The 12,756-nt window shown below is 61.9% G+C and carries 8 protein-coding genes; 2 read left to right on the top strand and 6 right to left on the bottom strand.

Translation table 11 applies throughout. From position 1 onward, the window contains the following. Positions 1–5: 5 nt before the first annotated feature. The 3 genes from BLR94_RS09175 to BLR94_RS09165 form a co-directional block, all read right to left on the bottom strand. Positions 6–1,577 (bottom strand): hypothetical protein, encoded by a 1,572-nt coding sequence (locus BLR94_RS09175; protein ID WP_084304444.1) that lies wholly within the window; start codon positions 1,575–1,577, stop codon positions 6–8. A 516-nt stretch (positions 1,578–2,093) separates the two neighbouring features. Further along, entirely contained in the window at positions 2,094–4,316 is a 2,223-nt protein-coding gene (locus BLR94_RS09170; RefSeq protein WP_084304443.1) for a hypothetical protein, read from the bottom strand. Further along, a complete protein-coding gene (locus BLR94_RS09165; RefSeq protein WP_167359731.1) occupies positions 4,316–4,795 on the bottom strand; it encodes a CesT family type III secretion system chaperone in 480 nt (159 codons plus the stop codon). The genes BLR94_RS09170 and BLR94_RS09165 overlap by 1 nt, the downstream gene beginning before the upstream one ends. Before the next feature lie 280 nt (positions 4,796–5,075). Here BLR94_RS09165 and BLR94_RS09160 point away from each other — a divergent pair, with 280 nt between their 5' ends. Further along, positions 5,076–6,074 carry a hypothetical protein gene (locus BLR94_RS09160; protein WP_139207428.1) on the top strand — a complete coding sequence of 333 codons (999 nt, stop codon included), beginning with the start codon at positions 5,076–5,078 and terminating at the stop codon, positions 6,072–6,074. A gap of 588 nt (positions 6,075–6,662) precedes the next feature. On the opposite strand, the gene BLR94_RS09155 is transcribed toward BLR94_RS09160, so the two are convergent. From BLR94_RS09155 to BLR94_RS09145, 3 genes are all read right to left on the bottom strand, one after another. Further along, positions 6,663–7,007, bottom strand: a complete 345-nt coding sequence (locus BLR94_RS09155; protein ID WP_084304481.1) for an ArsR/SmtB family transcription factor — start codon at positions 7,005–7,007, stop codon at positions 6,663–6,665. A 51-nt stretch (positions 7,008–7,058) separates the two neighbouring features. Further along, positions 7,059–8,183, bottom strand: a complete 1,125-nt coding sequence (locus BLR94_RS09150; RefSeq protein ID WP_084304440.1) for an alkene reductase — start codon at positions 8,181–8,183, stop codon at positions 7,059–7,061. Between the two features lie 200 nt (positions 8,184–8,383). After that, entirely contained in the window at positions 8,384–10,066 is a 1,683-nt protein-coding gene (locus tag BLR94_RS09145; protein ID WP_084304480.1) for an AMP-binding protein, read from the bottom strand. A gap of 542 nt (positions 10,067–10,608) precedes the next feature. Between BLR94_RS09145 and BLR94_RS09140 the strand changes: the two genes are divergently transcribed. After that, entirely contained in the window at positions 10,609–12,711 is a 2,103-nt protein-coding gene (locus BLR94_RS09140; RefSeq protein ID WP_084304439.1) for a TonB-dependent receptor, read from the top strand. Positions 12,712–12,756 lie beyond the last annotated feature (45 nt).

The raw sequence follows: 12,756 nt of genomic DNA, 5'->3' as shown, positions 1-12,756 counted from the left end.
CATGCTTATCGGGCCATTCGGTCGTCCTGGCTGCCTTCGCTGGCGGTGTGGAAGCTTCCGGCGTCCGAGCCCGTGCCGTCGCTGGAGGCGCGGGCTCGGACGCTGTTGCGGCCACTCAACGAATGCTCTGGACTGCCGGTGACCGGTTGGCTGGAGCCGGGAGCGCGTGCGGTCGGGCTTTCGGCGACCCTGTGCTCCCGGTCGAGCAGACCACTGTTCCAGCCACCCAGGGAGGTCCTGGGGCTGGTGGTTTGCTGCCGGGCGTTGGCGTTGGCCTCCAGGTCGAGCTGCCTGACCACATGCAGCGACGGCTGGTCGGTGGTCACCGCCAGATTGGCGGGATCCCGAATGATGGCTTCGCCCCGGCGCAAGTCACCGTCCTCCAGGGCGCCGCGGGTGCGCAGTTTGTTGATCATGTCGTCGGCCCAGGCGGCTGCCTCCTTGGTGGCTGCCGCCGTGAGTGCCCATCCACCGAAATAGAGCGCCTCGAAGGGCATCGCCGAGAGATCCGCGAGCAGTTTGGCCTCGGGCCCGCCCAGCGAGGTGTTTTCGGTGAGATAACCGTGCATGAAGGCGCGGAAGGTCTCCGTGGCCGCGAGGCCGCCACCCAGGATGGCAATGTCGGAGACCAGGCCGGTCGGTGTGAACATGGACTGGATCTGCTTGCTCAGGTCCTGGGCGATGTCCAGGGGAATGTGCAAGGCACGCGAGCCGATGCTGACCGCCGTGTCCTTCCAGCTATGGGCCTTGAGTTCGTCGTACTCGGTTTCCCAATCGGTTCTGCCCATCATGAACTCCGGGCCGATACGCTGATGGCTCTTGTCGAACGCCTGCTGCAACAGGCTCATCGCGGCACCTGCCAACAGCGAGCCGAAAGACGACGAGGCGCTTTTGACATGGTCAGCGATACGCTTGGCCTGCTCGGGAGCGGTGAACGCATTGGCGATTTTGTCCACGGCATAGCGCTCCGCGGAGACGATACCGCTTTTGGCGGTGAAGCTCTGTACCGTGGCCGCGCTTTCCAGGCCCTTTCTCAGGGGCGTGGGGTCCTTGCTGCGCGCGTGGGCCTTCATGGCGTCGTCGAGGTCCTTGTCCTGGGCGGACATGAACAGGGTGTTCTGCGTGGATCTGGCGAAGGGCGTGATGCCCACGGAGTTGTAGGCAACGTAGAGTGCTGCCGTCAGCACGTTCTGCGCCACCGGGCTGATCGGGTGCCCGCCGGGCATCAACAGGTCGGGGCGTGCCTGCAGGGTGGCGCCGGCCGCCCCGAAGGGGATCGACTTGAGGAAGCCGGTCACGGCCTTGGCCCCGGTATTGAGTTTCTCGCCCTTGGCGAAGGTGTTCTCCACATCCCGGGCGGACTCTCCCTTTTCGTCCAGTCTGGCGGCACGCGTCTGCACCAGGCGGTTGAAGTCCTCCTGCGGCAGCGCACAGCGGGCGAAGATCCTTTCCAGGGCCGCGGCGATTTCTCGTTGGTTGCGCGAGGTCGCGCGTTCCACGGCCGTGCTGGCCTGAGTGCGCAGGTGTTGCAGTTCCAGGCTGGGTCGCGAAGCGTTATGGGCGGGTGAGATGTTCATGAAGTGTCCTCAAGCGAAAGATACGTTTGAGGCAGAAGCGAGAAGTCCGAATCCGGGCTCGCGAAAAGTGCTCGATAGGCCAGGTCGACCGGCTACCGTGGCATGCCTGGCCAGGGGCACAGGGCGTGGTCTTGTTGGTTGGTTTGCGGTGGCCTGCCGTCCCTGGCGGACCGCCTACGGGCCGTCGGCAGAGCCGACGTCAAAAGCGCTTCCCGGCGACTTTCGGTGCTCCACGTGTTGCTGTGCAACGACCCGTCTGCGTCGTCAGCCGAGGCGCTGTCGCTGCACGTCGTGGGTCAAGGCGATGGGTGGTCAGATGGCGGCATTCGGTTCCCGGTCATGCGGGCCGGTTCAGCAGGCGTCTCGAGCTACCGGGCACACGTGGTCGCGGTGTGATAAGGGTATGAGCATTCGTAAATGCATCGGTCTTGTCGAGGAGATGGGGCGTGAGGTTTATAAAAAATCCCTGGCACCAAAGTGCCAGGGATCCGATTTCATTAACGCGAAATTGCCAATTCAGACATTATCCGAGGGGTCGCCCGAGGGCTTTTCGCGCTTTAACGCCGACGCTGCCTTGCCGCCTGCCCATTCAACTGCACCGGAAATGGTGGTATGAGGGATCTGGCCGGCCGCTTGCAAAACGTCATAGGTGTTTTCGACTGCTCGGCCTACTGTGTTGGGGTCGAACCTATGCGGGTTTTCATCGCGATTAGGCTGCATGACCGTTTTCCAGGCGGATTTAAGGCCGCCAAAAGAAGAGGGTTGATAGTTCGGCTCCTCACCTGCTGCCTCAGCCCGAGCTGCCTCAGCTGCTTTTTCTCTCGCCTGGTCAGCTTTGACGATGCTTCCAAGTTGCGCGCCTCCCCAGAACAGGGCGAGAAGCAGAGGCGATCTTCCGCCCGTTGCCAAACCTTCAATGGGGATCTTGAGTGCGGGTTGACTGTTTGCCACGGCATCCCTCGCAGGCCCCATGACTTTGCCCAAGGCCAGTCCCGACGCCAGCGAGCCCGCCTTGTTTTCAATGGTTTGTCGAGGGCCAGGCTTGCGATAGTCCATCTCTTTCGCGCCTTTCTGAAGCCACTCTTTGGTTTGAACCCACCCTGTCTTTTCCTCGCTGGACGATGGGGCTGTAGTGGCCGCTGCTGAATTCTCTTTGGGTTTGGGGGCCGGCGCCATGGTGTAGGCTGGAATAGATCTATTCTGCCCATCCGTGACACTGGCTCGCATTCCCGCCATGCCTCCTTTGGCACCCATGCCGAAGCCCGCGACCATCGAACTCATGGTGGCGCCACCTGGGTGATCGGCGGCTGTGCTGTCGAGGGGCGTTCCGCCTGTTTCGGCCCCTGTGCTATTGAAGAGTGTGCCGCGGCCACCTTGTGCACCAAAGAACATGCCCCAGAACTGCGCCTCTGCCGACGCGACACCGAGTTTGTGGGCGTTCTGTGTTTGCTTGAGTTGCCTGACCATCTCGTCGTTTTCCGCCCGCTTCTGATTTATTTCATCGGGGCTTCGTTCACGCGGGACACCGTTTACGCTGACATATTTATTGGGCGCAGTGGTGACTTCGCCCGGTGTGACGGCCCGTGTGGCGCCTCCGACGATGTCGAGTACTCCGCGCGCCAGGAAATGGGTGCCGAAGTCATGGGCCAAGCCAGTGACCAGCCCTCCTACGATTGGCTGGGCCCCTGGCCATTTGGTTAGCGCCGCCTCGGTGAATGCGTTCGCGGCGCCTAGTGCAAACCCCGACAAAACCATTTGCCGCAGGCCCTGCCCCATAAACGCATGAAGTTGATTGCGCAGACTGCCACTGCTTTCATTCAATGCATTGATGTGCTGAACAAGTTTGTTCAGATCCATCGCTTTATTGAAGTCGGGCAACAGATCAGTCTTCATTTTTTGCAGCTGTTCGGCCGCTGTGGACCATTCTGTTATCTGGGCATCAAGAGCAGCAGTTTGGGTCGCTCCTGCCCCGAACAATTGTGCGTACTCGGCTTTTTTGGCTTGCAGACCCTCGACGACATTAGTGGCGTGACTCAGGGTTCTGTCGAGCGTTTCGGGAATCCTGCTGCCCACCTCGGTGGCATAGAACGAGAAGCTCAGCTGGCTCGCCAGCACATGTTCGCGTTCGGCCTTGGTCAAGTCCTCATTCAACACCTCTTCATAGACAGCGTCGCGCTTTGCAAACAAATCCGCCTGATTCTGTACGGCGGCGCGCATGCTGTTTGTGAGGTGGCTTGGGCCACTGTCCGGATTCTCACTTGATTCTTTTAAGACCCTGTCAATGTCACTGGTGAATTGCGTATGGATCCTGTCCACGTCATCGGCAAGAACGCTGGTAAGCCCCAGTCTCTGAGCCATTTCATTGAAGCCTTCGAATGCTTGATCGGGCTGACCCGTTTCAACCGCATGCTGGGCGCGTGCCTCGATCAGCTCTCCTTCGATAAGCATGCGCTCCTTTGCTTGCTGGCTGTTTGCCGGTCTTCTCGCCGCAGGATCTGCTTCCTGCATTTGCGCGCGCAACGCCTGCGCCCTGCGCATCAGGTTTTCTGGTGCAGCGAACGGCGTGGTGTCCCGTTCAGGCCTCGGGAAGCTACCCGGCATTTGGTTGAGTTCTATGGCCCCCTGATTCTGCCCAGTAACATCTTCAACGCGCGCACGCTGAATGCGCTGAGCTTCTTGAGTTCGAGGGTCAACCAGACCGCGGTGCAGGTTTTCGATGGATGGTCTTGTCGGAAACATTAGAAAGCCCTCGTGGCGCTGAAGGTTCGCGGCAGTTGAGCGGTGCTGGACGGCTGAGGTTTTGGCGCTGCTTTATCAAGGAAAAAGGTTTGTCGCCAAACCAGTGCGTAATCCGCGAGCGTTCCCATTTGATCGAGAATCGACTGGCCTGTAAGGCTCGAGAGCGGTTGTGCCATGCTCAACATCATGTGACCACTGTGCTCATTGCGGCAGAACGTTACGGGTTTTGCGGCGTTCACCAGTTGGAAGTTGGTATCGAGCAAACGAAGCATTGCCTCCTCTCTGGCTTTATCAGGCAGGGCGCCGAGGTCGCAATGGGTGACCACGTGCTCTTGACCCTGGTCGCCGACCGGGTACAGGGAAAAGTCCACGCCCCTCACGTTCAGGTGGGTCAGCTCAGGGGACAGCAGGGCTTCAGGCACGAGAGTCAGCTGCTGGATTTCGTCCAGCAACTGGCGGTACTGATGAGGTACGGCCATGATTATTGTTCTCCATTGACGCGGGGGTGGGGCGCGGCGGGTCGCGTCGCGCCGGTGAGGTTCGCAAGGTGAGTGGTGATTGCCCCGGGCCGGTTCCATGCCGCTGTCATCGCCCTGTGACCTGTTTCCCCACGCGTCGCCGGGAGAGCCAGGCGATGGAACCGGTCGGTGCCGGCCGGCCACCCAGTGGGCTCAGTCAGGGCGCTCGGCCCTCGCCACAGGAGGTATCGATCAGGTGATTCCCCGTCTGGACCCCGCCACCAAGGCAGGCGCAGCCGCTATGTCCGCCCCAGCACAGGAGCGCGCCACGGCACCCGAGCGGTTGACGGTCGCGGCGCATATCTGTGGACGCCACGAAACGACGTTTTCCATTCCCACCCTCGTCGAGCGCATGGCCTTGCTGCCGCAGCAGCACCGCGAGCTGCTCGAGCGGGCACAGCGCGCCTTGGCTGGTGATGCCACGGTTCCCGTGATCAAGGCCGAAACCAACGAGCAGGGTGGGCATCTCGAGTTTGCGCAGATTCTGCATGGCGCGCAGCATGTCGAATTCCGGCGTGATCGGGCAGGCCGTGGAACCGAACTGGCGGTGCTCGATGCGCAGCGAGAGCCGCTGGCCCGTGTCCAGGACCTGGAGCCGGATTCGCCGCCGCAGGCCGCCTTGTCGACACCCCAACGGCAGGCGGCACCCGAAGGCGCACGCCGCACCTCCCTGGTCCAGACCGGCATCGAGCACAGCGTAGCGACGGGGCTGGCTTGCGCCGGGGTAAAGCGAACCTTCTCGTCCGCCGGTCTCGAGGAGGGTGACCCTTCCAGGCGTGAAATCACCCGTATCGACCTCAAACGCGAGGCGATACAGCGTGCGCAGGGGTTGCCGGGCGGTGTGGGTGCGGTGGAGATCAAGCTGGCCGAGAAAACGCTGCAACTGCATGGCGCCAATGGGCGGCCGCTGCCCGGTGCCATCGTCGCCAGCCAGGCCAGGGACGGAAGCTGGGTTCGCAATGGCAATGCCGACGACAGGTTGGACGGCGCGTTCATCTTCGTGAGGCTGCTCGACGGCACCCTCCGCGTGGGCAACGCCGTCAATGGTCAGAATGCGCATTTCCAGCTGGCGGGAAGGGCGCTGCAGGTCATGTATGCAGGGCGCGTCGAGTTCGCCGCAGGCAAGGTCATCCGCTACGACAACCAGTCCGGCACCTACGTGCCCCCCGGTGAACTGTCGCATCAGGCCGGGTTCGCGGGGGGCATTTTCGACGATGAAGCGAGCAAGTCCTCCGCCTAGACGCCAATGCCGAGGCGGCAGCGATTCGCTGCACGGAGGGCGTCTGCGTCGAGTCAGCGGCCTCGCCAGGGTACCAGCGCGCAGCGCTGGTACCCTTCAGAACTGTCGGCGTGGGTGGTCTGCGCCGGCACGGGATATCCGTCATGACGACCGAACACGGCAACGGCCCGAAAGCCCCTGATCAGGGGCCTTCCACCGGCAGCCTGACACTGGCCAGAGCCCTGCTTCCGAGTTCGACGCAGCCGCCTCCGAAGCGAAACCGCGGGCAGATGGGGCCTATGCGAAAAAGCATCGCGCCGACTGGACGCCACCGCCAGGCAACCCTGGCGCAGACCAGGACGCGCTGACTGAACGGGAAGAAGGCCGCGCGAAGACCGACCGATCCTTGATCCTCGGCCATTCGCAAGCCCGCCATTCTTATTTCGCCTAGCGACTCCCTGCGCTGGTCGACGCTGCAGGAGAGGCCCCGGGCCCGCCGGCGGTCTGAACCCACTCACGGCCCAGACTGCAAAACCGTCGGGAAGTCATCGACTGCATCGGCGTGGGCGTCTGCCTGTGTCGACATGCGCCCTGGCAGGTACCGCAGGCTCAGCGGGGCGGGAGCAGGGAGGCTGCCATGGCATCCACGTCCAGGTCATGCAGCAGCGCCGCCATCGCGGCGGTCAGATGCTCTTCATTGCGCTGGTAGTAGGTCCATTTGCCTACCTTGCTGGCCGTCACGAAGCCCATGTCATGAAGCGCTTTGAGACACAGCGAGGTGGCCGGCTGGGAGAGGCCGGCCTTTTCCTGGATCAGGCTCGCGCAAACGCCATAGGTGCTGAAATCATAGAGTTGCGTGAACCCCTCGAATGACGTGTGAGGATCCTTCAGCCAAGTGAGCACCGCCCGCCGGGTGGGGCTCGAGAGGATCTTCAATACATCGTTCAACTCCATCATTTGCGTCCTTCTCGATCCAGTGGTTTCGCCGCGTGCGGCGCGCTTACTTTAGTGGGTGGCGAGGGGATAGTCGATGTAGCCCTTCGCCCCACCGCCGTAAAGCGTCGCCGCCTCCACGGGATTCAGAGGCAGGTCGTTGCGGATACGGTGAACCAGGTCGGGGTTGGCGATGAAAGTGCGGCCGAAGCCGAACAGGTCGCCATAGCCCTTTTCCAGAATGCGTTCGGCCTTTTCTGCCGTGTAGCAACCCGAGTACATGATCGGCCCGGAGAACCTCTCGCGTAGCGCTTGGCGAAAACGCTCAGGCAGATCCGGGCTGTTATCCCAGTCGGCTTCGGCGATCGATAGATAGCCCACTCCAAGGTCGTTCAACAGCGTTGCCGCCTGCACGTAAGTCTCGTGGGGATCGCTTTCGACCAGCCCGAGATAAACGCGATCCTCTTGCGTGGTCTCGAACAGTGGGGCGAATCGGACACCCACACGCTCGCTGCCGAACACCTCAGCCACCGCGACGACCACTTCACGCAGAAAGCGCAGACGGTTGCTCAGGGAGCCGCCATAGGCGTCGGTGCGCTGGTTGGTGTGTTCGGAGATGAACTGATTGATCAGGTAGCCGTTGGCCGCGTGCAGTTCCACGCCGTCGAAGCCCGCGCTTTTCGCGTTCACCGCCGCCTTGCGGTACAGCTCGACCAGCTCCTGCACCTCGTGCGTGGCCAGGGCCCTGGGAAGCGAAGGGGCTACCAGGGCACCTGTCTGGGGGCCCGTTTCGACAAACACCTTGACCGCTGTCGCCAGAACGGCGGAAGGCGCCACCGGGGGCTGCTGATCCGGTTGCAGGCTGGTATGGGAGATGCCTCCCACATGCCAGAGTTGGCAGAAGATCACCCCGCCTTCTTCATGCACCGCTGCGGTGATCTTTTTCCAGCCCTCTACCTGCTCAGGGCTGTAAATGCCGGGCGTCCATGCATAACCCTGGCCCCGTGGCTCGATCTGCGAGCCTTCGGTGACCATGAAGCCGGCTGCAGCGCGCTGGCGATAGTAGGCTGCCATCAGCGCGTTGGGGATATCGCCGGGCTGCGAACTGCGCGAGCGGGTCAGTGGAGGCAGTGCGATACGGTTATTGAGTACCAGGCCGCCAAGACGCAGCGGCTGAAACAAGCTGGGAAAATTCATGTGTGTCCAGTGGGTGGGGGAAATGCAAACACATTAACACATTCGAATGTATTAATGTGTTTGCGTTTCACCGTGCATCGCTGCGATCCATGCGACGTCGATGTGGGCATCGAGATCGCTGGAGCCGCCAGGCCGGCAGGTGCAGCCCCCCAATCACGGCAGTGCGAAGAACGCCTGCCACCGGGAGCGCGGTTCAACCCTCAGCGTGGCCGATCCAGGCCCAGTTGTGCGACGGTCATTTCGCGCATGCGGAATTTCTGTACCTTGCCTGTCACCGTCATGGGGAAGTCCGCGACGAACAGGAAATAGCGCGGTACCTTGAAATGGGCGATGCGCCCCTTGCAGTGATCGCGCAGCTGTTCATCGGTGATCTCGCAGCCTGGATGGAGCTTTATCCAGGCCGCCACCTCTTCGCCGTATTTGTCATCGGGAATGCCGACGACCTGGACGTCAGCCACTGCAGGGTGGGTGAAAAAGAACTCTTCGACCTCCCGCGGGTAAACATTCTCACCTCCACGAATGATCATGTCCTTGTTGCGCCCCACGATGCTCAGGTAGCCCTCATCGTCCATGATTGCCAGGTCACCGGTGTGCATCCAGCGCGCACTGTCCAGAGCCGCAGCGGTGGCCTGCGGATTGTTCCAATAGCCCAGCATCACGCTGTAACCCCGGGTACAGAGCTCGCCTATCTGCCCCCTCGGAACGATGCGGCCGTGTTCATCGACCACCTTGCTCTCCAGGTAGGGCTGAGTGCGGCCCACGCTGCTCACCCGTTTTTCGATATCGTCGTCTGCCGCCGTTTGCGTCGAGACCGGGCTGGTCTCTGTCATCCCGTAGGCAATCTGGACCTCGGCCATATGCAGGTCGGCAATCACCTGCCTCATCACCTCGATCGGGCAGGTGGCACCCGCCATGATGCCGGTACGCAGGCTCGACAGATCGAGGCTCGCCCGCTCCTCAAGACCCAGTTCGGCGATGAACATCGTCGGTACGCCATACAGAACCGTTGCGCGCTCTTCGGCGACGGCCTGCAGGGTGGTCAGGGGGTCGAACGCGGCGGCCGGGTAAATCATCGCACTGCCGTGAGTCAGGCAGCCCAGGTTGCCCATCACCATACCGAAGCAGTGGTAAAGCGGTACCGGAATGACAATACGGTCCTGTTCGTTGAGGCGCAGACTTTCCCCGACCATGTAGCCGTTATTGAGAATATTGTAATGGCTCAAGGTGGCACCCTTGGGGAACCCGGTGGTGCCCGAGGTGTACTGGATATTGATCGGATCATCGAACTGCAGCCCAGCCTGGCGTTCCTGCAGAGCAGCCGGCGAGATCCGATGACCCAAGGAGGGCAGGTGGCTCCATGGCAGCATTCCTGCCGGCGGATTCCCGGCCAGGCTGATGACGCCTCGCAATTCAGGCAGTTTGGCGCTGACCAACTGCCCCGGCGCCCAGCCGCTCAACTCAGGAAGCAGTTCCTCGAGCATGCCGTGGTAATCGCTGGTCTTGAATGCATCCGCGCAGATCAGCCAACTGCAAGCGGATTGGCGCAATACATACTCCAGCTCACTGAGGCGGTAGGCCGGGTTTATGTTCACCAGAATGGCGCCGACCTTGGCGCTGGCGAATTGGCTGATGCTCCACTGAGCACAGTTTGGCGCCCATATGCCCACCCGCTCACCGGCCTGTATACCCAACGCGATCATGGCTCGCGCGCAGAGTTCGACCTGCTCGGCGAGCTGAGCCCAGCTATAGCGAGTGTTCTGGTGACGCACGATCAACGCGTCGCGTCCGGCAAAGCGGGCCACCGTGTCATCGAACGCCGCGCCGATGGTCAGCGCCAATAGAGGCTTGCTTTGCAAGCCGCAGGAATAGCTGGGTGCAGTCATGGACGGATCCTCAATGTTCTGATTGTTCTGAGGTTCGACGCTCATCCGGCTGCTTCAGGAAAATGCCGATGGCGCCTTATCAGCTTTACGCTAACGTAAACGGAATCCTGATGGCAAGAGCGACGTCTCGCGCTCGGACACTTACTCAGCCGCTGCCGGGACCAGCGGCGTTTGCTGCGTAAGGCGCAGGCAACGGCTCTGCCCCAAGCGACCAGCGCACTGACCGTGTGCCACAGGAGGCTCCTCGACGGCAGGCGGGCACTGGATACCTACAGGCCAAGCGTCAGCCCGCGAGCCGGGTATTTCCTCTGTCTTCGGAGCTGCCGCAGATATACCTGTCTCGATGCGCCGTCAGCCATTGCCCCGGGATACCCGGGCGATTTCGTTCGCCTGCGATCAGCCATGCCGCCCGGCCCGGCGAGCGCTCCGGAAGTACTGATGCCGGTTGGCGCGTGCGATCGTACGGTCGGCAGGTGGCTGGCCGGCAATCCGCCAATCCTGTATAAATGTTATGTTATAACAACTTATACAGGGATAGCGTCATGTCTACTGCTGCACACAAGGGTTGGAGGCTTGCCAGCGTGGCATTTTCCATTGGCGTCGTGGCCTGCCCGTCGACGCCGACGGCACAGGCGCAGACGGCAGAGTTCACCGAACTCGGCGCAATCGAGGTGGTGGGCGATGGGGAGAGAGCGGCGCGCACCCCGTCGCTGACCCGCAGCAAGGTCAGCAATGCCCCGCAAAGCCTGCCGGCTGCCGTTTCCACCCTGTCGGCGGAAGACATCCAGACACTCAATGTCGACCGAGATATCTCCAACATCTATCGTCGCGTGCCGGGTGTGGTGGCCAACAACATCGACCAGGGCGATACCGGCAATGGCTTTCGCATGCGCGGTTTCGCCACCAACGGCACCCATGGGGCAGACGTGGCGGTATACGCCGACGGCGTGCCGCAGAATATTCCCTCGAGCCAGGGCGGCGCCGGTCACGGCCCGGTGTTCCTGGAATGGCTGACGCCGCAGATGATCAAGCGGGTCAGTGTGATCAAGGGCCCGGTGTCGGCGCTGTATGGTGACCAGAACCGCGCCGGCTCGGTGAGCATCGAGACGCTCGATGGCGGTGACGTGGCCTCGAGTATCGGCCTGGATATCGCCAGCTTCGATGGGCGCCGCGCCAACCTGGTGCTGAGTGGCGAGCATGAAGGCTTCGAGTCCCTGTTCGTCGCCGACATCTACAAGACCAATGGCTATCGCAAGGCTGCCGAGACCAACCGCGACAACTACTTCTGGAAGCTTTCCAGGGTCATTGGCGATGCCAGGTATTCGGCGCGCTTGAGCCACTACGCGTCGGACTTCAAGAACGATGGCTACCTGAACCTGCCCGCGCTTCGCGCCGGCACCCTCAGCCGCCGCGACACCGACAACCTCTACGGTTTCGGCAACGCCAAGCGCAATACCTATGTGCTCAACCGAGCCCCGGCGGAGGGCGAAGCAGGGCTGTACTACACCGCCTACTTCGAGGACTTCAAGCGCGTGCGCGCCATCGCCAACGGCGCCAACACCCACAACTACGGCAAGGACGATCGCGACATCTACGGCGGCCGCCTGGCCTACAACTTCGTCTACGGAGATTCGGCGTCACTGATGCTCGGCACCGAGGTTCGACGTGACAAGGGTGATGCGTACCGCCAGCAATACCGCAACTTCGAGCCGACGCAGAGTTACTACTATGACTTCGACATGGACCTGCTCACCTACGGCGTGTTCGCCCAGGCCCAGTACAAACCGGTCGACTCGTTGAAGGTGCTGGGCGGCATCCGCTATGACCGCTTCGACTACGACATCGGCAACCGCAAGTTCCGCAACGCCGATACCGGCTATCACAGCTCGGTCACCACGCCGAAACTCGGCCTGGTGTGGACGCCTGTCGAGCAGCTCGAAGTATTCAGCAACGCCGCCCAGGGTTTCCGCTCGCCGGCAGCGGAGTACATCAGCTCCGGTAGCGGCAGCGCGCTGGTGCCGAGCGATACGGGCGGTCGAGTCAACGGCAGTGTCCGCCCGAGCAAGGTGACATCCTATGACATCGGCTTCACCGTACGCCCCGCCGAGCGTTTCTCCAGCACCACCGAGTTCTATTACATCCAGAACGACAGCGAGACACTGCAAGTTTCGCCAGGTGTCTATGAGCAGGTCAGTGACACCACCCGCAAGGGCGTGGAGACCAGCTTCAATTACCAGGCCACGACCACGCTGAGCACCTACGCCAGCTACGGACGGATCCTCGATGCGCTGATCGAAAACCCGCCGCGCGGCACCGGTGACCGGCTGGTGGTGCCCGAGCACACCTACAAGGCCGGTGTGCAGCACCGCGATGCGTTCATGGCGGGGCAACTGACACTCAACGCTGACGTCTACCACCTGGCGGGCATTCCCTACTACGTGGGCACTGAAAAAAAACAGATGCCGCCCTATACCCGCTATGACCTGCGTGCCAGTTATGACTACAGCGACTACCAGTTCAGCCTGTATGGCACCTTCCAGCCGCACCGCTACGGCAGCGAAGTGGCCTACGGCACCACGGCCGGCCTGGTGATCGTGCCGCAGCCGTCCACCACGCTGGGGGCCTCGGTCAGGTACTTTTTCTGAGGCGTTCCCATCCGCCTGTCTTGACAGCGTCAGTGCTCAAAAAAC

It is taken from the genome of Phytopseudomonas flavescens (genome assembly GCF_900100535.1).
Lineage (GTDB): Bacteria > Pseudomonadota > Gammaproteobacteria > Pseudomonadales > Pseudomonadaceae > Aquipseudomonas > Aquipseudomonas flavescens.
This window is presented reverse-complemented; position numbering and strand designations above follow the sequence as displayed.